Source organism: Aliiroseovarius zhejiangensis, assembly GCF_014656375.1.
GTDB lineage: Bacteria > Pseudomonadota > Alphaproteobacteria > Rhodobacterales > Rhodobacteraceae > Aliiroseovarius > Aliiroseovarius zhejiangensis.
This window is the reverse complement of sequence record NZ_BNCH01000013.1, coordinates 1-21586: the sequence shown is the minus strand read 5'-3', so window position 1 is coordinate 21586 and position 21586 is coordinate 1. Positions and strand designations below refer to the sequence as shown.

Genomic DNA, 21586 nt, shown 5'->3' with positions numbered 1-21586 from the left:
CTTCGGACGGGAGAGTGACATTCCTGAATTGCTCATGGGTGACATTTTAGCTTTGCGGCTACAAAAACGCTAAATCCATAATTAAAATTATGGAAGAAGAGGGGGCTGTGCAAAGCCCGCAATTTAAGAAGTTTCACCGAATAGCGGCTTCCACGGATATGCTCCTGTCCAGGAAAGAAGAATCATGAAGGTCAGAAGGTTGCGCGGGCCCGGCAAACAACTTCGTGGGGCAGTATTGAAAGAACGTATTGGTTCCGTCCTTCAGGAGTTTGTAAGAGACGCGGAATTGAGAGGAGAAAGGCCAACCATTTCGTTTGGGGAATTGGCCAAGCTTATACCGTGCTCTAAGACGACTATATATAAGTATGAGGGCTATGTTGAGGAGTTTATCAAGGATACTTCTATCTACCGTGCTCGACGGACAGGCAGCGCAAAGGCTTCGGAGTTGGTCAAAATTGTTGATCGTCAACATGAAAAAATCGAACAACTTAGCTCGGAGTTGGACGCCTTGCGCAGACATCATGCAAATTTGTATAGGCGAATGCTCCTTGGTTCATCTGATCTATCATCATTGGTCCTTGAAGAGGGAATGGTCTCGTCGGCTAAATCCGGTTTTTGCGTTTTTTGCGGGGCTCAGAGCGCTGGAGAAACATATGGTAAGGTGCATAGATTATCTAAATGAGAATAGTTCTCCTTATTGCGGTGTCTGCTCTTCTTCGTCTACCGGAGGTCCGAATTAGTAATCCCCCCTTGTGATTTGTGGCTGAGCAGGGTTGGCGCATACTCGAAGCTATCGAGCTTGTGCCAGATTATGCGGCAAGTCTTGTGAAAATATGCAACGGCCGGTAGTTGAGAATGTTCGGAGAATTCGCCTGCAACAGCGTAATCTCCCCTCGATCCGTGCTGTTCGTTCGGGGCACCTACTTGGGAGCTAAATTTTTTGCCCCTCTGGAGTCGCCTCTTCTACCAAGGAAAGGAGCTCTGAAGCAGGGACACCGACCGCCCGAGAAAGCACTACCAACTCAACGACATCTATGCGTCTCAGTCCAAGCTCGATCTTTGAAATAAACGACTGTCGGTATCCAATTTTGGCTGCGAACTCACGTTGGGACATGCCTTCTGCCTCACGAATTTTTGAGATTGCTTGGCCCAAGGCTAAGAGACCTTCGCTTCTTATCGATTTCGGCATGTTTTCACCCCTCTATGGCTTGACAGGGCGTAGTCCGAAAATTATCTGAACCTAAATTGGGTTCACGGGTGCGGATTGATGCAGATGAATGGCTCGAACGATATGTTGGTCGAGATGGAAAAAAGACTTCGGGCGACTCAGGCCGAGATTTTCGAGCGATATGTTCCTGATCGGATCGCCCGCCGAATCGTGGAGCGGTTGCTATCAAGTGCTACCATCCGACCTATGATGGAGCTTGAGTTGAACGGCTGCACCTCAAGTGAGTCTGCCCGGATTCTGATGGCGGAAGAGCTCATCAGCATCAGCACTTTTCGTTCCAGAGCTAAGGGATTTTTCGGCCAGGAATGTGAAGGCATCGAGCTTTCATCCCTCGGCATCAGCACTCTGTTTGAAGTTCAGGAAGGTCTTGAAGGCAACCCTTGGATGTCGTTCATCCAGGGTGCCATCATTGGTTATGCATGCATAGACTATGGAAGCGGCATTTGTGGCACTCGAAGCCGTATAGAAAGCTCGTTGGATCATCCTGATCCTGATGTGTTCGAGCGCTTCGTATTTCTAAGGACCGGGCAGTATCAGTTTCAATGCAACCGTTTTTCCAAGACTCGAGTTGATAGTGAAGAGCGCGCGTCTACTGCGGGATGGTGGTCCGTTGTTGATGACGTGAAGCGAGGCGGCGATATACTTGACTTTTCCATAAGTTGATAACGCAGTAATATAACGCATCTTGTTGCAGCGGGCTTTTGCTTTGCCGACGATGGATGGCGGCATGGCAGTCAATTAATATCCTCTGATGATCGCCTTATCATTCTTACTGCCGACGGCGATGAGGCTGGAGTGCGACTATCTGTTGCAGCAGTTCATCTAAGAGCAAAATTCGGCAAGCTGTAGGCGAGCGAATATTTCTTCGCGCCACGAGATCCGTGGTCCAGGTAATTTATAGAAATCCCTGATGTTTATGATACTTTTTGTTCTGATCGACGAATTGCTCCGGATAACTCAAAAACAACTTACTAAACGTCCGACTCACTGCACGGCCGAAACGACAGGATCTCCCCCACTGCTCATTGCTCATCAAGAGCCACCTACTGCGAATTGGCATGCGCTATAGCATTCTCACGGTTTCGAAGCACTATTCCGTTCACACGGATGAGCCAAAAACCCGTGTTTCGAGGGTATTCTGCAAAAGAACCGCGATACCGGCGCCTTTCAATTGCAGCCCGATCTCGTCGAGAGGCTTGTCTTCGGAGGCAGTTTGAGACCCCCAGTTGAAGCTCGTCACGACGATGTCATCGTAATTCCATAACTACCTGCGGAAGTCGTCAGGTCCAGCGCGCTGACCGCCTACAGCACGATATCTCGGTTTGGTGCGAAGCCGGACATCTCGGACCCGGCGCGCTGACGACAGGACCTCTGCGATCAGACTGTAGCCGCTTCCTGCGCTTGATCCGGGCAGCCCGCCCTCGGCCGGTTCCACCCATCGTCTTGCTAATATTTTACATAGGCCTCAATTTGCTCGCATGGCTACGATGAACATTTCCTTGCCGGATGACATGCGCTCAGCAGTGGACGCTCAAGCCGAGGCACGCGGCTACGACACGGCAAGCGAATATGTGCGCGATCTGATCCGGCGCGCTCTGGATGGGGGCACTTCGCGCGCTTCTCGATGAGGGTAGCAAAAGCGTGCAAGGCAAGCCCCTCTCCGCACAAACCTTCGACGCCCTCAGGGAGCGAGCCGTGCGGATAGCTGACGGGGCATCCTGACGGAGCGCGCCAATCCGGTTTTAGGCGACCCCGATCTCGGCGGTGATGCTACGGTGCTAAGCTGCAAACGCATTGATGAATTGAAACATTTTTGCACCGTAGCCCTCTAATACTTGAGCACCAAAATGCGGAGCAGGCCACCTGGGTCCGGCGCCTATTTCTGCGCTATTTCATCGTCGTCAACGGCTTCCTGGGGAACCCGAACACCTGCGGCTGCCCGTCCAGACGGACCGGCGTTCGAACTCGTGCTGCGAGATCACCGCGGGCACCTGATCGGGCTTGCGCACCACGGTATGACCACAGTCGCAGCATCGGACCTCGATGTGGGTGATGCCGGGCGCGAACAACTCATTGATGATCATTGTCACGTCTTCGTCTCAGTGTCTCTTAGCGATTGGCGGGGTTCGAAGCCAAGGTCGAGATCCGCGGGGATGCGGCCCCGCGACCGCACGAAGCCATTGCTGAATTTATCTCCGCTTGTTCGTTCGCCCGAAGGGAGACGACCGTGAAACTGTTGAAACTTCACAGCGATGTCCGGTAGCTCGGTTGTGGTAGGAGAAATGAGCAGGGCCATCTCACCGCCGCAGGCGTCAACATAGCGCTCGATGGACTCGAGGCTTGGCAACGGGCCGGACAAAGCCTCCAGTCTTGCGATCATCGACTGGGTCATTCCGGCTGCCTCTGCCACTTCGACCTGGGTCAGGCCGCGGGCATCACGCAGGGTGCGTAGTTTAATGGCGATCGCGCGCTTACGGACATTCTTCGCTTGGCGCTCGGCGAGATCCGGGCGCGCCTGGTGCAGTTGCTCGCGAAGGGGTGGGGCTTTCTTATGCACGGCAAGGACCTCCAGTATCTGGGGTCAGTATAGCAGATATGCGATACTCCTTGTAGAGGTTGACGACCACGGACAGACCCCTGCCATGAAGTTCGGGTGGCCAAGGGGCCAATCAGGATGGAGGACATTCTTTATTACTGGCCCTTCTGATTTCCAGAAATCGGCCAAGTTACTAAAGAACCTTGTTTTCTCGCCATAGGTGCAGCTACGCTCGCCAAAACTCACATTTAGAACCGTTAGGCCTGCTCCCTATTTCCGATGGCAGCCGCCCCAGAGAGTGCCCATGAACCCGACCGAAATTTCCGACGCCCTCGAAGCCCTGTGTGCCACCCCGTTTGATCCTGACGAGTTCGGATACGCCTTCGCCGCCGCGACAGGCAACGCGAAGGCCACGGTGTCCAAGCTGCGCCCGGGCAAGCGGACGCTCAACAAGTCCAAGATCCCAGGCGCGGTCCTGATGAACCGCCGCTTCTATTGCATCCCGGCAGAGCCCGGCTGCGCCGATGTGGCCATGAAGCTCCTCGCAACCGACAAGAAGACTGCCCAGCATAAGCCGGAGATCCTGATCGCAACGGATGGTCAGGAGGTTGTCGCCCAGCATCTCGCCTCGGGCGACACGCTGCGCTGTGCATTCGAGGACCTGCATCACCACTTCGGTTTCTTCCTGCCCGCGGCAGGGATGACGCGCTTCAAAGCGGCCGAAGAGAACGAAGTCGACATCAAGGCCACAGGCAAGCTGGCCAAGCTTTACGATGCCCTGATCAAGAAGAACCCGGAATGGGGTGTGTCGGGGCGGAGGCACGACCTCAACCAGTTCATGACGCGCCTGATTTTCTGTCTGTTTGCCGAGGACGTGGACATCTTTCCGAAGGACCAGTTCTCCCGGCTCATCGTCAATCACTCCGGTGAAAAGGGAGTCGAGGCGCATCTGGTGATCCGGGACGCCTTTGCGGCGATGAACCTGCCCAAGAGCGACCGCTCCCATCTGCCGGCATGGACCCACGAGCTGGAATACGTCAACGGCGGCTTGTTTGCCGGCAAGCCGGACTGCCCCGTATTCGACCCCATTTCCTGGGGCTACCTCCTGGATGCGGCTGGCGAAGACTGGCGCAAGATCAATCCTGATATCTTCGGGTCCATGATCCAGTCAATCGCGGATGCCAAGCGTCGCAGCGAACTGGGGATGCACTACACCTCGGTGCCGAACATTCTGAAAGTGCTCGGGCCCCTGTTCCTTGATGACCTGGATGCCGCCATAGGGAAGGCTTGGGACCGTCCTAAGGCGCTGGAGAAGGTTTTGATCCGGCTCGCGAACATTCGGGTCTTCGACCCTGCCTGCGGATCGGGCAACTTCCTCGTCGTCGCCTACCGGGAGCTTCGACAGCGCGAGATGCGTGTCATGAAGCGGCTGGTCGAGCTGACGGGGCAGACCTTCATGAAGCTCAGTTCCTCTCTGAAGCTTTCAAGTTTCCATGGGATCGAGATCACCGATTTCGGGGCCGAGACTGCCAAGCTTGCGCTCTTCATCGCAGAATATCAGGCCAACGCAGAAATGTCCGAACTGTTCGGGGCTGCAACCGAGTCCCTGCCGTTAAAGGATGGTGGCCATATCGCCCGCGCCAATGCACTGCGCCTCGACTGGGAAACGGCTTGTCCTCCGCCAGGCCCAGGCGGGGAAGTGTATGTAGTGGGGAATCCACCGTTTGTTGGGACAACATATAGAAATGACGAGCAAAAGGCTGATTTCAAATCGGTATTCGAGGGCCGGCTTGAGTCTTACGGTAGGCTCGACTTTGTATGTGCCTGGCTGCTTCGCGCATCTGATTACGTGAAGAAGCATGACGCTCGATCTGCGCTTATTGCCACAAGTTCTACTGTGCAGGGAGCTTCTGTCGAGCCGCTTTGGTCAGAGATACTGTCTGACGGCGTAAGAATATCCTTTGCACACCGCTCCTTCAAATGGAGGAACAACGCCGCGAGAAATGCAGCCGTAGAATGCGTCATAGTAGGCGTGGAAAAAAGCCCGAGAGGAAGCGCAAGACTTTTCGAGGGTGATAACGAACGCACTGTGGATTTCATTAACGCCTACCTTATTCCAGCGCCTTCGGTCTTCGTGTCTGCCTCGCGCGAAAGCCTGTTCGGTCTCCCGTCCATGCGACCCGGAAACTTTCCTTATGATTTTGGATATCTGATTTTGACCCCCGAAGAGCGTGATCGCCTTGTATCGTCGGACCCGAGAGCTTCGAAGTTCATTCGGAAGTTTGGAGGTTCCCGGGAGGTCATTCACTCCATGGAAAGATATTGCCTCTGGATTGATGACGCCGATCTACAAGAAGCGAAGTCGATCAAAGATATTTCGGCCCGAATGGAAAATGTTCAAATCCAGAGGTCAGCAAGTAAAGACGCTGGGACCAGGCGTCTCGCTGCTCGGCCTCACCAGTTTCGGGAACACGCTTCGCCTAAAGGGCATGCGATCTTGGTCCCACGGACCAGCTCCGAGAACCGGCCCTACCTTCCGGTAGAGCGCGTTGGTGCAGACTTTGTTTCATCCGACAACAACCATTGTTTGTTTGACGCCCCAGAATGGTGCATCGCCCTGATTGCTTCTCGCCTTCATCTGGTTTGGATCGGGACGGTGTGTGGCAAACTGAAGTCCGATTTCCGATACTCCAACACACTCGGCTGGAATACATTCCCGGTGCCGCGCTTCACGCAAGATCAGCTCGACCAGCTCAGTGCCTCCGCACGGGCAATCTTGAAAACCCGCTACATGCACCACCCCAAGACCATCGCGGAGCTCTACGACCCGGACAAGATGCCCGATGACCTCCGGGAGGTGCATCGCCAGAACGATGAGCTGCTCGAGAGCATGTATATCGGGCGCCCCTTCCGCAATGACACTGAACGGCTGGAGAAGCTGTTCAAGCTCTACGCCGCGCGCGTCGAGAAAATTAAGTCCGAAAGTCAGAGAAAGGGAGCCGCCTGATGGTTGATCTCATCCGCATGACATACGGTTCGGGCGGTGGGTCCGGCTCCAACAGCCTCGGCATGCGTCCGATGCAAGCGCGCGTTTATGAGGCCAGGGCGGCGCAGTTCATCCTGCTGAAAGCCCCGCCGGCGGCGGGCAAGTCCCGCGCTCTGATGTTCGTGGCGCTCGACAAGCTCGAAAACCAGGGCGTCCGGAAGGTCATCGTGGCGGTGCCGGAAACGTCCATCGGTGGATCGTTCAGGACCACCGACCTGACATCGTATGGCTTCCACCGCGACTGGAAGGTAGACGAACGGTGGAACCTTTGCCTTACCGGCGAAGAGAACAAGGCCAATGCCCAGAAGGTGAAGACCTTCGAGGCCTTTATGGACTCCGGTGACGAGGTGATTGTCTGCACACATGCGACATTCCGCTTCGCCTTCGAGGAAATCGTGAAGAAGCGGGGCGTAGAGGCGTTTGATGACTGCCTCATCGCCATCGACGAATTCCACCATGTGGCCGCCAGCGATGACAATCGGCTGGGGGAGATCCTCCGGCGCCTGCTGAACCGCGAGCAGGCGCATGTCATGGCGATGACAGGCTCCTATTTCCGGGGCGACAGCGTTCCCGTGCTGCGCCCAGAGGACGAAGCCAAGTTCCGTTCGATCACCTACTCCTACTACGAGCAGCTCGAAGGCTACGAGCACCTGAAATCCCTTGGCATCTCTTACGCGTTCTACCGCGGTCGCTACATCTCAGCGATCAAGGATGTGTTGGACACAGATCTGAAGACCATCATCCACATCCCGCACCGCGGATCGGCCGAAGCCTTTGGCGAAAAGCACGACGAGGTGGGGCAAATCTACGATGCGATTGGGGAGCACATCGGGCAGGAGCCGGAGACGGGGTTCGACCTGGTAAAGCGCCCTGATGGCCGCGTGCTAAAAATTGCGGATCTTGTCGATGACGGACCTGGTCGGGATGGCGTGAAAGCTGCGTTACAGAAGGAGGTCCTCGGGCCTAATGGGAAGCGGGACAACGCTGCCGATCGGGCGAAGGTCGACATGATCGTGGCACTTGGCATGGCTAAGGAGGGCTTCGACTGGGTGTGGTGCGAGCACGCCCTGACAATCGGCTACCGCAACAGCTTGACCGAGATCGTGCAGATCGTCGGGCGCGCTACCAGGGACGCCCCAGGCAAGCGTCACGCGCAGTTCACGAACCTGGTCGCTGAACCTGGGGTCGAGACAACGGTGGTTGCCGATGCGGTAAACGACATGCTGAAGGCGATCTCCGGCGCCCTCCTGATGGAGCAGGTGCTCGCACCAAACTTCCGCTTCTATCGCAGGGAGGACGGGGACATCCGCGAGCCTGTCCATGTCGACAAGGAGGGGCGGGTGAATATCGGCATTGGCGGTCTTCTGGAGCCGCCGACACCGCGCGCCCGGGCCATCGTGGAGGATGACATGCAGGACTTGGTGGCAAAGGCCTGCCAAGCGATGGACCGCCGCGTGGTGGCAGACGACGTGCCGCCTGAGGTGGCAACGCAAATGGTTCTGACCGAAATCGTGGAGAGCAGTTACGAGGATCTCACGCCCGAGGAAACTGAGGCGGTGCGACAGGATCTTGCGGCCCGAATGAACCTGATCGGGTTGGCCAAACGGCACGCCGAAGGGTCTGGATTCGAAGAGGATGGGGAGGAATTCAAGGGGAAGGCGAAGGAAGACAGCGACGGTGAAGACGGCCCCAATCTTTCCCTGATGAACATGGTGAAGCGGTTCATCAATGTCCGCGAGTTGGACATCGACCTGATCGACTCGATCAACCCTTTCCGGGAAGGATTCGACGTTGCCTCACGGGCCTTCGACACCCCGCTTTTGAAGAACATCCAGAATGCGATGGTGGCTCAGCGCATCCAGATGACCGAAAAGGAGGCTCTCGTGCTCTGGCCGCGCATCCAGCGTTTCCGGAGGCAGGAAGGGCGACCGCCCAACCCGCATTCCGAAGACCCTCTTGAGAAGCGGCTTGCCGAGGCGCTCGCCTATGTGCGCGCCAAGAAGGCCGAAGCTGCCCGCGCCGCAGCGGAGTAAGGCTAAGCCATGAAACGATACAGATCGCTTAATGAGATCTTTGCGGAAGAAGACGAGCTGGGGCTTCTGGCTGATGTAAAGCCCCGCCGTTCGAACACCACGTCGCCCGATGACCGCAATGCGAAGATAGTCGCAGAAGTGAATGACTTCTACGAGGCCAATGGCCGCCTGCCGGACGAGAATGGCCAGACGATCGAGGAGATGAAGCTCGGAACGATATGGCGGTCCATCAAAGGTTCCCCAACTGAATTGATGATGGCCGCAGACAGAAATCGTCTTCTCGGATACGGCCATCCAGTTTCAGGCTCGGACGCACCTATCTCAGAGGCGCCGACGAAGCCCGAGCCCTCCTGGCGGGACGATCCAGACGAGGAGGAGGTTCCTCTCAGTCTCGATGACATCTTCGCAGACGACGATGAGGAAATATCTGAGGCCCTCGTTGGGCTTCGGCATGTCACGCCAGCCGCAGAGCGGGAGAACCCCGCTCATCGGGCCGACCTGTTCCCATGCGAGGATTTCGAGGTCTTCGAGCAGGGCTTCCTCGAAATGCAGGAGAAGCTTGAGTCCGGTGAGCGTGAAGCAAGCCCCGTGGAGGATCGCCAAGAACTGCGGGTGAAAGAGGGCGACTACCTCATCCACCGGGGCTTGCTGGCCTACGTGGCGGAAAAGACCGAACACACCAGGCGGGGTGGGAAACCCGATCAGCGGCTGCGGATTATCTTCTCGAACGGTATGGAGAGCGATCCGCTGATGTCCTCGCTCCGGAAGGCCCTCGCCGCCGACAGGACGGCTCGTGCGATCCACCGACCTGGCCTTGGCCCGTTGGACCCGGATTGGCATTCGGATGCTTTGGAGCTGACGGGGACGATATACGTGGCGCGGAGCAAGTCGGAGCGCCCTGAGATCAAGGAGGTCAGAAACATCCTCTATAAGATCGGCGTGACATCACAGGATGTGCGGCGACGGGTAGCGGACGCCAAGAATGATGCGACGTTCTTGTTGGCAGATGTCGAGATCATAGCCACCTACGAGCTGCGCAACCTTTCCCGCATGAAGATCGAGGACCTTCTGCATCGTTTCTTCGATTGCGCTCGCCCCTCCGGACTGACGATCACAGATCGGTTTGGGAAAAAGGTCTTTCCTCGGGAATGGTTCTATGTTCTGCCTGAGAATGTGGCAGAGGCGGTAAGACTCATAGAGGCGGGAACGCTGCACCTCTACCGCTACGACCCGTCGATCCAGAAGATCGTGTCGACAGGGGACTGACGCACAGCCCCGAAAATCTCGAAAAAAGTTCGAAGAATTCGTCGATATGGCGCTATCAGACATTCTTTTTGTCGGCGGCACCACATTTTGTTGGGGGGCACCCAAACCTCGGAATAGCAGGTCGGTGCGATGTTTCCATCGCACCCACTTCCAAGTGAACGGCTGGGCTGCATCTCTAAGCATTTCTTTTAACGGCCCTCTTCGGACCTTCGCCGGAGCGGCTATCGCTGCGATGCAGCTTCCCGAACCGGTCATCCAAGGCATCGTGCAGCAAGCCCTTGCAGACGAAGGTCGGCTGTGCGGGACATTCCTGCCGTTCGCTGCGGCCGCACAGTATCCGCTGACGTTGCGAAAGACTTTGGAATGAATGGGCGGAAAGTGTGAATTCGCTGCCTGTGCGAAGGTTGTCTGCCGAGAATACAGAAGCGGCCATTCATCGCTTTTATCAAACGCCACCCGGCCGTGACTCATTTCGCAGCAGACATCATGGCAGTCTGCTTCAAGCTGATATCTCTACGTGGGCCGCACTCAGCTTTCACCTAACTGGCAGAGCCGTCCAGAACGCGTTCGTCGAGAATCGTCTGCAAGAGGTCCGCCACCCCTCTACCGTTTAGGTGGAGGCCGATCTCATCGAGAGGCTTGTCGTCCGAGGCGGTCTGCGATCCCCAGTTGAAGCTCGTCACCACGATGTCGTCATGGTCCCAGAGCAGAGCCTTTCCGTGCAGCATGGCATGCTTGCTTTGGATTCTTCTAAGGTCGATACCCCCGCCAGCCATCTCCCCGGCGGCGCGCACGTCGCGCTTTTTCACTTCGCCGGAGGGCACCGAGTAGAGCGCCTGAATCGTCTCAATGCGCTCCGACGCCACCTGTGCCGGATCGAAGACATTCTGGATCATGGGCGACCCCATCCGGTGTGTCATCACCACCAGGCGTTCCTTCGCATCATGAGCGGCGCGCCGAAGCAGCGGCAGGTGATCGGGCGCGGGGAGGATGCGAAGCGTTACCGGGATCGCATCTTCTGTTGGGTCAGCGTCGAGCAGCCGTCCGGGCTTCAGGATCAGTGCTGTCCGCATGGCCTGCATGGCATCGCGCGAACCGCGGGCGGTCGGCACCGCTGCGGTTATGGCCGCGAATAGTTCGAGGCAGGCGGCGACAGCGCGGTCGCGCAGCTCGATCGAGAGCTCGTGGGCGCGGAAAGGCGACTGGAGCCAGTTGCAGGACCCCAGCATTGCACGAGCGCCATCGCTGCCGTCGTCAGCTACGAGGATCTTTGCGTGGCTATGCACCGGTTCGAGATGAGTTGCGACGCCGGCGCCGGCTGCTCGCAACCTGGCCTGGAGATCCGCCATCGCTCGCGTGTGTTTGCCCTTTTCGTCGAGAGAAGAGCCGAAGAAGAGGTGAAGCCGGACCCCACGCCGAACGGCACGTTCCAGGGCGGCCCAGACTCGATCCTGTCCATGCCGGGCTTTCGCGTCGTCCTGTGCGGCGACGAAAGTCGAGAGCACGAAGACATCGCTGCGCGCAGCGTCCACGACCTCTTCGAGGCGGGCAAGATGATCGGCGCCGCCGAATAGGAGCTGTTCCGGCGCCAAAGTCGTCTTGATTGGTGCATCGAGACAAGCGGGGCGCGCAGGCTGGCTGGGTCGGGCGGCTGGAAGACGACCGGAGGCGAGATGTTCGCGCACTGCCGCACGTAGAGCGTCGCTCGCGCCTTCGGGAAGCGCACCCTCCCGTGCCCGGCCGAGATCAAGGTGGATGAACCGCTTCTCGAACAGGGAATGGTTGGAGCGCACCATGACGAAGACCTCGCCGGGACGCAGCGAGGAACTTAACAGATGGCGCACGCGCTCTTCCATTGAAGAGTCGGTCTCAACCTCGTCGTTGTGCGGAAAGTCGACGATCGTCGCGCCATTCGGGATTTTCTTCACCGGCTTGATCACCACCTCGCGACGGCGAAACACCGAGCCACCCAGCTTGTCGAAAACAAGGCTCACCGTCATTTCACGGCGCTGCGCTCGTTCAGGAAGAGATCGTCCGGCCAGCAAGTGGACGCGCGCAGCTTCGGTCATCGCAAGGGCGGGCTCGGGCGCCATGCGAACCTCGATCAACCCGAACCGCATCAGTCGGCTCACTGCCGCTTCTGCCACTTGACGGGGGATACCAAGCTCAACCGCCACCGAGGCGCTCGTCCCCGACTTCTCACGCAGCGCGAGAAGCACCTCCTCTTCAACGGGGCTCCAGCCCCATCGACGCTCGATAATCGCACGTGCACGATACCAGACCGCGGGGATCAACAGCTTCATTCAACCACCTTCCCGTCCTCATCGCACGCGATGATCGAAGCCGTGGGGATCGTGTCCGGATCGTCCGGCGCCGCCATCAGGTCGATCCGTCTCATCAACGTCCCCAGGAACTCGAGGTCATGTCCGGACCCGCGTCCGGGTTCGGACCATTTGACCGCGTTCTTGAGAAAGCCGGTCGATGTTACGAGGACGAGCTTGTGCTTGGCACGGCTGAGCAACACGTTCATACGTCTGCGGTCGCCGAGGATGCCGAGGGCATGCCGGCCCATCTTTTGATTGTTACGCACGGTGCTCACCACCACCAGGTCGGCCTCGCCACCCTGGAAGCTGTCGATCGTCTGAACGAACACACCGTCGCCCTTGGGGCTGGCGAAGCCATTCAGGAGCCCTGTCTCACGGTCGACGCGCGAGGCCACGCGTGCATGGAGGATGCGGCACTGTGCCGTGTAGGGCGATAGGATCGCGAGCGTTGGCGTAGCGCCGTTTGCAGGACCCAGCCGGTCGAGGGCTTCAAATAGCGCTACGGCCTCGGCCCGGTTGCAGGGCGAAGTGCCGTCGTATGCCTCGAACGCCTTCACCCGCGCGCGGCTCAACGACGGTAGGTCGAACAAGACGACCGGGGGTGACAGCGCACCGCTGGCCGGCGTGATCGGGCAGGGGCGGTCCGCAATACGACCCACCGTTGTCAGCTGCCCACGGTAGAACGTGTCGGAAACCAGGCCGCAGATCGCGGGATGCATGCGGCTCTGCTCGGTGAGCATTGAGACCGGCCCGCCCCGGGCAGCGGGCATCTCCTCTGTCGCCTCGGCGATTTCTCGGAACGGCTGTTCCAGTCGAAGCGCTGCCCCGAGTGCGTCGGCGCGAAGGCTCGGATCGCTGGCCAAGGCCTCGAGCGACCTCCCGACCGCGTCTGGGAGGTCGGACACAGCTTCGATCAGCTCCGGAGCGTCGGCGAGTAGCGCTTCACCGGCATCGTCGCGATAGAGTCGTGCCTTGCGCTCGGCGTCGAACGGCGCGAGCTGACGGTGGTCGCCGATCAGGACCCGGCGGGCCCCCAGAAGCAGGGGGCCAATGAGTTCCGAGCCACTCGCCCGGGCTGCCTCTTCCACGATCACCCAGTCGAATTGCTCGCCCTCGGCGACCATCTCTTCGATGACGGAGGAATTCGCCGTCGCCAGCGTCACATCTGCGCTGCGCAGGATCAGGTGTTCCGTGTCCCGCAGGATCGCCTCTCCCTCCGGGCCCACATCGCCTTCGGGACCGGAGCAACGCAGGACACGCTCGACAGCCTCTCGCCGCCGGCGCGAAAGAGGGCTTGCGTCACCAAGCACGAAGGCATCGAGTAGCGTGCGCGCCTGGTCTTGAAGCTGGGTTTCACTCAGGTCCGCCGCGGGGCGCTCGATGCGCACGACGATCAGGTCGCGCTCTGCCTCCGAGAAATGCTCGCGCAGCGTGCGCTCCATCTCCGCCAGGGCCTCGTGGTTCTGCGCAGCAATGAGGACGCGCGCGGTCGGGTTGGAGGAGAGGATGCTGCTGACAAGGCGGGATACGAGGAATGTCTTTCCGACACCCGGCGGACCGACCACCAGGTCGATCGAGTGGCCACGGCAGATCGCTTCCCACGCATCGGACTTTGACGGGTCGAGTTCATCAGGCGGAGCGCCCGGCGCAGCCATGGCGTGGAGTGCGGGGTCAAGTCCGACACTCCGCGGGTTTCCGATCGCACGGAGGAGATCAAGATTGTCTCGCGCCGTGACGACATGCCGGAGCCGCCTGCGGATCTGGGTCTCGGTGCCCCGGTCCGGCCGCGGCCGCAACATCACGTGCGCCTCGACGGGCAAGTTTCCTTCATGCCGAAACACGTAAAGCCGCTGCCCGTCTTCATCGACAATGTCTTCGAGGGATAGCTTCGGCGCGGTAGGGCCGAGGGTAAGGGCGTCCGACACCGTCAGCGTCCATTCCACACTGCCGTCATCGCGTAGCATCTCGCGTTGCAGTTCGGCTGCTGCCTCCATACGTCCGAACGTGGCCCGCCAGCGATCGCGCACCGCGTCCGTGCGCGCCGCAATTCGCACAAGGCCTGTATCCGGGGCATCGACAATCTCGACCGGATAGTGGTGCAGCCGTCCCTCGAGAAGCGCCGCGACCTCAATCAGGACGAGCGCATGCCATTCGACCGGATCGACGGCGCTCGGCGCCGTCGGCTTGGCTGCTCTGACCGATGCCCAGGCCATGGCCCCACCGCCGGTCCGTGCGACGCGGTCTCGCGCCTCGTGAAGGTCGCGCGCGACATGCACCCGTGCGTTAATCGGTTCGGAGTCAACCGCGCCGTCGCCCGGGCCGCGCACTCTGCATCCCGTAATGCGACCGATCCGTTCGTCCTCGGTGAGAGGGCGGACATCATAGACCGCGCGCTGACTGAAGACCTGGATCGTGCGGTCGCGCCGGCCTGGATTGCGCCAAGCCTGCGGTGCCTCCGCGGTCAGATCATCCTGGACGAAGGCCAGCAGCGCGTCCGCATCCGCAGCGGTTATGAGACCTTGCGTCAAGGCGGGCACATCGCGCCACAGGAGATCACGCCCCGGTGTCACCACCAATTCATACCGGCCGCTTGAGCCCACTCGCTCCAGTTCCGAGCATAGCTCCTCGATTTCTACAGCCAGAGCCTCCCCCTCGATGAGAGCGAACTGCGGCGGCGCCCGGAGGCGATCAAACAATCGCTGCTCCGGTGGTAGGAGCGCCGTCTTGTCCGCGTTGTTCTGGCGCAGGAGTCCCGCGGCGACGCTTCCGAGATCACGCCAATCCTGGCCGTGAGAGACGACGGTGCCCGGACGAAGGAGGCCCGCGCCTCCGCTGTTGAGCGAGCCGACATGGACGCAGCCTTCGTAGCCACCGAGCTTCAACTCCAGCGGCTCCACGCTGGCCGTGAAGACGGCGTCATCTGCGATGCCGCCATGGACGATGTCGGCCGCATGGAGATGCCCCAATCCACGAACGAGTCGCGCGATCTGGTGCCAAATGCCGACCCGGCCGGACAAAGTCCGGGCGGCGTCTCCGAGCATTCGGCGGCTTCGGCCAGTGAGTGTCGCCAGCGTTCCGTCAGCGCCAGCCAGACGGATTCCAATCTCTCGATCATCTTCGACGAGGTCGATCACCTCCAGTAGGACCTCGCGTGCGGATTTTCGGGCTATAAGACCTCGGACGCGCCGCACGGTGTCCGCAAGTATGCGCGCGACATCGTAGTCGACCGCGCAGCCGGTCTTCTCGATTAGCCATAGCAGATAGGACTCCCCATCAGCATGATCAGTCGCCATCCAGAGACCCGACGCACTCCGAAAACGTTCTCCTCGGATGCCGTGCTCCATCTCGAAACGCTGATCCAGCGGCACCATCGATTTGACCTTGTTCTGCCTTTGCCTCAACCGGCGCCCTTCTCACTGCTTGCATTCGCTCGATATTGTGCCCGCGAATGCACGAAATACAAGGGAGGCCATGAGCTTCTTGATAAACGGGACCGGAGAGGTTTCGATGTCAGCCGGCTTTAATGGAGCGTAAGGCTGTAATGGCCGTTTTGGTGTATTGCGCCGCAGCACCGGCGATTATGATGAGCGGCCGCTCTGGGCCGGGAGCGAGAGGCACGCCCATGCCGCGGCTGCAAAGCATATTACGACCAGCGTGGTCAGTTTGGCCTCTACGTTGCGGCGGAATGACTGGTTGACCAGGCATGGAACAATGACGCTCCCGGCCCGAAGCTGCCATTCATCGCATCCTCTGAATGCCGCAGCGCGGCTCGCCGGACCGGCCATTCGCTGCGGCTGCGAGGTCGAGGCAGCCCCAAACCGACTCAGTGCGGACTAACCTGGCTTTCGCTATGATCGCGACATCAGCCTCTTCCGACGTCGGCTGTGAGCAGAATGCAGGCGGATCGCTCCGCGTCCGGCGCGATTGCCATCAAACCATATGCGGACTACAAACTGCTACGCATCACGGATTCGTCCTCGGTCTGCCGAAATTGGAGGTGACATGGTTAACTGTGCGGCTCATACCTCATGCTTGTCTGCTCGGGAGATCTACGCATTTGCCTGAACTAACCGCTGCCGAGATCGACGACGCCATAAGCCGCGGGCAGATTACTCTGTTGAGTATCGATACCTCGATTTTTAGCCAATATCAGAACGGGCTCGAGCATGGGCTCCTACAGCGCCTTTCTCAGTTCGAGGCATCTGATGTCGACCTCGTTCTTTCTGATGTTGTGGTCGGCGAAGTCTATCGGCACATGGTTGAAGCCGCAGTTTCGGGTGACAAAGCATTGAAGGACGCCGTGAAAAGGTCTGGCGCAGCCCGCAACCTGGATAAGGCAGCGCGCGAGGCAATCGTCGCGGGTGTAGCCCTGGGGGAAACGCCGGAGCAGTGTGTGACCCGGCGCTGGACCGATTTTCAAGCTCGGACCGGTTACAAACTGGTTGTCACGGCAGACTTAGTTTCCGCCGGAGATCTCTTCAACGCCTACTTTGAAGTCAAGCCGCCGTTTGAGAGCAAGGAGACCAAGAAGTTTGAGTTCCCGGATGCTATGGCACTACAGGGCCTTGAGGCATTCGCGAAGCACGCTGACAAACTCATGTTGGTGGTCTCAGCTGATGGTGGGTGGCTCAACTTCTGCAACCAATCCGCGTGGCTGATACATGCGCGGGAACTCGGGGCAGCAATGTCCCTATTCCAGAAAGTTCCGAGCGTAGTGTGTGCCGCGCTGTCAAACCAAGTCGCGGACGGGAAGGCAGACCAACTGCATTCCGCAATTGAGAATGAACTGATGTCCTTTGTGGAAGGCATGGAGATCTACCCGGAAGCCAGTGCTGCCTTCAGCTATGAACCCGAAGTCGAAGAGAAAGAATATCAAAGCTTCGAGTTTCGCGATGGCCCTGTATTCAAGCTCATTGATCATGACGAGGCAGAAGAAGTCTTTGTTTTTGAGACCTTTGTCGATGTAAATATTTCCGTGTCTTGTAGCTTCTCGTTCCAAGTCCGCGATGAGGGTGAATACATTTCGATCGGCGGAGCATATGCAACCGCGGAAGCGACACAGAAAATGTCGCTTGTGGTCACGATCTATGGTGATCCCAAAGCCGAGTTTGATGTCGTTGAAGTCGAAGTTTTGGACCATGATAAATGGGTTGATTTCGGCTATGTTGAGCCTGACTATGGGGATGATCACGACTACGATTGATGACAGCTGGGTAGGAGCGGAGGAGCGCTTGCGTAGCGTAATTGCGACCCGGGTCGGTCCCTCTGGGCTCTGAGCCGACCTCGGGTGCAGCGCGGCATCTCTCAGTTCGAACACGCTCCGCGGCAGCGTGGACGGCCCAAACCCGACGTTCGGCTGCCCCCAAAAGTGGGTCTGCTTCGCACCTCATCACGCTCGTTCGAGGAAATGAAAGGGATGTGTCGCATCTACTTTTTTGGCTTCATCTGTGGCCGCGCCGCTTCGGCGGCCAAGCTCTCGGTTTTCAAATCTTTGACGAGTGTTTCCAAAGCCTCGATATCAGCCTCGAAGTCTTCAGGCTTGGGGACCGAAACGGTGTCTGCGGCTGGATTGTCATGGCTGTAAGTATTCGCCCGCGTCATGCCCTCGTGGAACCGGATTGCCAGCGTGTCCGACAAGGTAACATAGCGCAGCAGCTGCGTCTGGATGACGTCAGTGCCCCGGCGCACGATGTCCTTGAATATGATCTCTTCGACCGCGCGCTCATAGGTGTCGCGGAGCCTACCATAGAGATGCTTCACCCGATACTCATAATCGGCCGGGCTCGTTTTTAACAGTTTGGGCAACGGCGCGAAGTCATTCTTGATTTTTCCGATGCGCTTGGCAACGTTGAGCCCCTTCCAGACCATGCCAGCGGCATCGATCTTTCCGGCGGCATCCTTGTCGCCGAACAGTGCGATCGTCACCGGCTCGATGCCTTGGCTCTCCGCAGCGCTGCACAGTTCGTTGAAGAAGATGATGTCATGGGTAAACACTACCACCTGCCGCTGGCTGGCCTCCTCGGCAAGACGTTCGGCGACCCTCGCGCTGCGGTCGCGGTCGAGCGACGATACCGGATCGTCTATGATGATCGGCCCGGAGCCGTCGGTCAGCGCCACCTCGGTGAGAAAGCCCGCCAGCGCGAGCCCTCGCTGCTCGCCCTCGCTCAGGATCTCTGATGTGACCTTGGTCAGCTTGGTCTGAGGATCGACCTCGAATTCGGCCTTGGTCTGACCGCTCTTGCGCGAAAGCCCGACTCTAAGATGCATGATGTCGAACCGCTCGCGCTCGGCATCGAAACGCTTCATTACTGCGGATGTTAGATGCGTATCGACCAGTTCGTTCGCGCGCTGCGTGATGCCCTTGGTCTTTACTTCGGCAAGCGCCTTGGCATAGGCGGCCTCGTTCACGAGGAGATCCCGCCGCGAGACCAACTTGGCACGGTTGGATGTCAGAATTTTCCGGTCTTCAAGTTCCGCCTTTTCATTGGCCAGATTCTCGCGCTCCTCCGCATCACCGGCCTTGGAGAGCCCGTCCTTCTCGTCCCTAAGCTTCTTCGCGAGTTCCTTCAGCTCGGCATGCGGCGAGACGATAGGCGGAACGGGCGCGCTTTCCTCGCCCGCCAGCCTCGCAGCGGCGTCAGATCGCCGATGGGTCGCCGAAAGCTGAAAGTTCGATAGCGCTTCGGCCAGTTCCGGCTCGCGTTGCCGGACCTGTTCGACACGATCGGCGAAGTCCTCAGCACTTAGATGCCTCAGCGCCGCAAGTCCGCTGGTTGCATGTGCGACCGCCTCTTCGGCCTTGGTCGCGGCAACATCGAGCGTATCATCCATATACTTTTGAAAACGTTCCAACCGCGCGGCGCCGTCTGGGTGCAGCGGCTGCTGGCACAGCACGCAGGCAGCCGGTCCTGTCTCGCTCGAAGTGACCGGGAATTCGGCACCGGCATAGGCCTCGCGCACCGAGTAGTCGCGCGCCGCGGCCCACAGCGCACGCCAGCTCTCACTGCCCACGCCGGGAAGCGGCTCGTCCGTGAACAGTTCACCTGCCGACAATTGCGCGGTGCGACGCGCTGTGACGGCAGTATTCCGCAAGGTGGTGAAACTCGACAAGGACGTGTCCGAAAACGCGGTCGCGGCAGTTTCGCATTCGCCGGCAACGGACTCCATCCAGCCTATCAGCGCTGTCAGGTCTGCAACGGCTGCGGCGCCCGCCGACAAGAACGACGTGACCTCGTCGAGCCGTTCTTGGTCCCTAACCGAGAATTTGGTCGCCGCATCAATTTTGGCGTCGGTCGTGGACTTGCTGAGTGCGCGGTCGAAAGCTTGAGCGCTGGTGGCACGCTGGACTGGAAACTCGATCGCGGTCAGACTGACCTTGTTCCCTACGGCGATCGCTTGCTCCGCTTCAAGCCGGTCCCTGAGTTTGAGGCAGATGGCATTGAGCCGGTGTGGAAGCGCGAGGCCAAAGGGCAAATAGCTTATCTGATTGCCTCCATCTACATAGAGTTGAGCGGAAAGCGAGTCGAACACCGCAACCCGCGCGAGTTCGGGCGCAGCCGTCATGCCTGTCGTCCAGGCGATCGACGTGTCGCCGCTGCCCGCATCAATCATGATGTCGGCCGCCTGTGGCCCGCTGCTGCCGCCGTAGACGTCCTCAAGGACTTTAAGCTTGGCCGGATTTTCTACGCGCGTCCGGCAGGCCGTGCGCAAGATCCGCACAAAGCCGCTCTTGCCGCTGCCGTTCCGACCATAAACGACCGTCAACGCCTTGGGGCAGAAGTCAAGACCAGCTTTCGAGACGAGCCGGTTAACATTTTCCACATTGGCAATGCCCTTGAGCACGATCGGATCTCGCTTGCAGTCGCCAAAATGGTCCTTGGCAAACGGGACTGGCGTCGGTGCCGGTGTGGGAAGATCTAAGCCAGCTGTCTCCTTTATCATCGCGAGTAGTTCGTCGAGATCTGTATCGGTCAGTTCGTCGCTGGTCGCGAGCCGACGCAAGCAGTCTTGCCGCCAAGGCGAAAGCTTCTTCGACCATGCTTCAATTTCATTGATCGGACCTTCCACCATGCGCCCTTCGCCTTTGTTCTTCGAATTCCATCGCTATCGAGTCGTTAGAAGCTACTCGAGCAAATCTGCTTTTTGAATTGGCAGTGTCTGTAATTTCAAAAAGTATGCTCGAGAATCACTTCTGACGCCGACCGCCGAACGGCCTCTCCTCATTCTCCCATGCCCCCGCCCTGTTATTGGCTTCAGTCCGGCCATTGTTGCAAGTCGCAGCGAAGGTCAGCTCTCCGCCCTTCTGTGGAACAACATCCGCTTGCGAGCGCGGAGTGTCGTCGCTTGAGGTGGGCGCGAGCGCCTTTTCCATCAGGCGTGGCGCGGTTGCTGCGGTGCAGGAAAGATCTTCGCCAATTCGTGGAGGTCCTGTGCGGTGGCAACGGGTAGAAATTCGCCATTTGCGTCGCAACAGCCGCGCAATCGAAGCCGTCCGGGACCGAGGATGCGCTTGAGGTGTGCGAAGAGCATCTCGACGTTCTTTCGGAGCATCATAGAGATGTCGTATTTCTTGGTCTTGGCCGCGTGCCAACTCGCCTCTCGATTTCGCACTCTCCCGCGCGAAGGAGGGCCGTTTTAACAGATTCAGCATGGGCTGGCAGGCTTCTTCATGAACTGAGCCTTGGTTAGACTTTGCTTCGGCCGAGCCCCCGCATTTTTTTGAAGATCTCTGCAAACTGAACCAACGGAAAGGAGTTGAAGTGTTCGATGTCCGATTGGCGCTCTTGGGTTTCTGTTATTTTACGTATGCTTGCATGAAAGTGGACTTGGCGCCGTTATACACTACAAGTGCGGGTGATCTGCGTTGGGTTGGTTGTTGTTTAACATAGCATAACTTGGCCATTCGGGGGTGTTTTTTGACCTCTTGGCACAGATCAAATGACCACTGGCAGCTCGGCTGTCAGTGGTTTTCCTTTGTTTACAGATGCTTGTAGGGTTGGGCCGGTGCGTGCAATGCGCAGCCGTCGTCACAAGGAGCCATCATCCCAAGGAATTGACCTCCGCCGTCAATGTTCTCTAGAAGTTCCCCAGGGTTCCGGAACCTTTCTTCAGTAATTGCTCCAGCGCCAATGCGCCGAGGGCCGTCACGCAAGC

General features: G+C 58.7%; 11 protein-coding genes and 1 pseudogene. 5 read left to right on the top strand and 7 right to left on the bottom strand.

Annotated features, from left to right (window positions below; translation table 11 throughout):
- Positions 1–931 precede the first annotated feature (931 nt).
- Complete coding sequence (locus IE188_RS16600; protein ID WP_191287644.1) at positions 932–1189, bottom strand: helix-turn-helix domain-containing protein; 258 nt, start codon at positions 1187–1189, stop codon at positions 932–934.
- 78 nt (positions 1190–1267) lie between these two features.
- Between IE188_RS16600 and IE188_RS16595 the strand changes: the two genes are divergently transcribed.
- On the top strand, positions 1268–1891 hold the full coding sequence (locus IE188_RS16595) for a hypothetical protein (RefSeq protein WP_191287643.1): 624 nt from the start codon (positions 1268–1270) through the stop codon (positions 1889–1891).
- A gap of 1238 nt (positions 1892–3129) precedes the next feature.
- Here IE188_RS16595 and IE188_RS16585 read toward each other — a convergent pair.
- Both IE188_RS16585 and IE188_RS16580 read right to left on the bottom strand, forming a co-directional pair.
- Positions 3130–3312: a hypothetical protein gene (locus IE188_RS16585; protein WP_191287641.1), complete on the bottom strand. Its 183-nt coding sequence runs from the start codon at positions 3310–3312 to the stop codon at positions 3130–3132.
- A 2-nt stretch (positions 3313–3314) separates the two neighbouring features.
- Positions 3315–3785, bottom strand: coding sequence for a helix-turn-helix domain-containing protein (locus tag IE188_RS16580; protein WP_191287640.1), 471 nt, complete (start codon positions 3783–3785; stop codon positions 3315–3317).
- A 283-nt stretch (positions 3786–4068) separates the two neighbouring features.
- On the opposite strand from IE188_RS16580, the gene IE188_RS16575 reads away from it, so the two are divergent.
- From IE188_RS16575 to IE188_RS16565, 3 genes are read left to right on the top strand one after another with little or no spacing between them, the layout of a single operon-like run.
- Positions 4069–6771: a class I SAM-dependent DNA methyltransferase gene (locus IE188_RS16575; protein WP_191287639.1), complete on the top strand. Its 2703-nt coding sequence runs from the start codon at positions 4069–4071 to the stop codon at positions 6769–6771.
- The gene (locus tag IE188_RS16570; protein ID WP_191287638.1) at positions 6771–8843 is read left to right on the top strand and encodes a DEAD/DEAH box helicase; all 2073 of its coding nucleotides are present in this window, start codon (positions 6771–6773) and stop codon (positions 8841–8843) included. Before IE188_RS16575 ends, IE188_RS16570 begins: the two co-directional genes overlap by 1 nt.
- A gap of 9 nt (positions 8844–8852) precedes the next feature.
- Positions 8853–10109 carry a GIY-YIG nuclease family protein gene (locus IE188_RS16565; protein WP_191287637.1) on the top strand — a complete coding sequence of 419 codons (1257 nt, stop codon included), beginning with the start codon at positions 8853–8855 and terminating at the stop codon, positions 10107–10109.
- A 539-nt stretch (positions 10110–10648) separates the two neighbouring features.
- On the opposite strand, the gene IE188_RS16560 is transcribed toward IE188_RS16565, so the two are convergent.
- Together IE188_RS16560 and IE188_RS16555 are read right to left on the bottom strand one after the other, a co-directional pair.
- Complete coding sequence (locus IE188_RS16560) at positions 10649–12412, bottom strand: phospholipase D-like domain-containing protein (RefSeq protein ID WP_191287636.1); 1764 nt, start codon at positions 12410–12412, stop codon at positions 10649–10651.
- Positions 12409–15804: an AAA domain-containing protein gene (locus IE188_RS16555; RefSeq protein ID WP_191287635.1), complete on the bottom strand. Its 3396-nt coding sequence runs from the start codon at positions 15802–15804 to the stop codon at positions 12409–12411. Before IE188_RS16555 ends, IE188_RS16560 begins: the two co-directional genes overlap by 4 nt.
- Positions 15805–16490: 686 nt before the next feature.
- Here IE188_RS16555 and IE188_RS16550 point away from each other — a divergent pair.
- Positions 16491–17636: a PIN domain-containing protein gene (locus tag IE188_RS16550; RefSeq protein WP_191287634.1), complete on the top strand. Its 1146-nt coding sequence runs from the start codon at positions 16491–16493 to the stop codon at positions 17634–17636.
- A gap of 224 nt (positions 17637–17860) precedes the next feature.
- Here IE188_RS16550 and IE188_RS16545 read toward each other — a convergent pair whose 3' ends face one another.
- Both IE188_RS16545 and IE188_RS16540 read right to left on the bottom strand, forming a co-directional pair.
- Positions 17861–20503 carry an AAA family ATPase gene (locus tag IE188_RS16545; RefSeq protein WP_191287633.1) on the bottom strand — a complete coding sequence of 881 codons (2643 nt, stop codon included), beginning with the start codon at positions 20501–20503 and terminating at the stop codon, positions 17861–17863.
- Between the two features lie 300 nt (positions 20504–20803).
- Positions 20804–21016, bottom strand: a pseudogene (locus tag IE188_RS16540) (IS5/IS1182 family transposase); the annotation flags it as partial.
- Positions 21017–21586 lie beyond the last annotated feature (570 nt).

Coding starts and splice junctions, on each gene's coding strand:
- IE188_RS16600 (WP_191287644.1), bottom strand. CDS start 1,189: ATGCCGAAATCGATAAGAAGCGAAGGTCTCTTAGCCTTGGGCCAAGCA.
- IE188_RS16595 (WP_191287643.1), top strand. CDS start 1,268: ATGCAGATGAATGGCTCGAACGATATGTTGGTCGAGATGGAAAAAAGA.
- IE188_RS16585 (WP_191287641.1), bottom strand. CDS start 3,312: ATGATCATCAATGAGTTGTTCGCGCCCGGCATCACCCACATCGAGGTC.
- IE188_RS16575 (WP_191287639.1), top strand. CDS start 4,069: ATGAACCCGACCGAAATTTCCGACGCCCTCGAAGCCCTGTGTGCCACC.
- IE188_RS16570 (WP_191287638.1), top strand. CDS start 6,771: ATGGTTGATCTCATCCGCATGACATACGGTTCGGGCGGTGGGTCCGGC.
- IE188_RS16565 (WP_191287637.1), top strand. CDS start 8,853: ATGAAACGATACAGATCGCTTAATGAGATCTTTGCGGAAGAAGACGAG.
- IE188_RS16560 (WP_191287636.1), bottom strand. CDS start 12,412: ATGAAGCTGTTGATCCCCGCGGTCTGGTATCGTGCACGTGCGATTATC.
- IE188_RS16555 (WP_191287635.1), bottom strand. CDS start 15,804: ATGGTGCCGCTGGATCAGCGTTTCGAGATGGAGCACGGCATCCGAGGA.
- IE188_RS16545 (WP_191287633.1), bottom strand. CDS start 20,503: ATGGTGGAAGGTCCGATCAATGAAATTGAAGCATGGTCGAAGAAGCTT.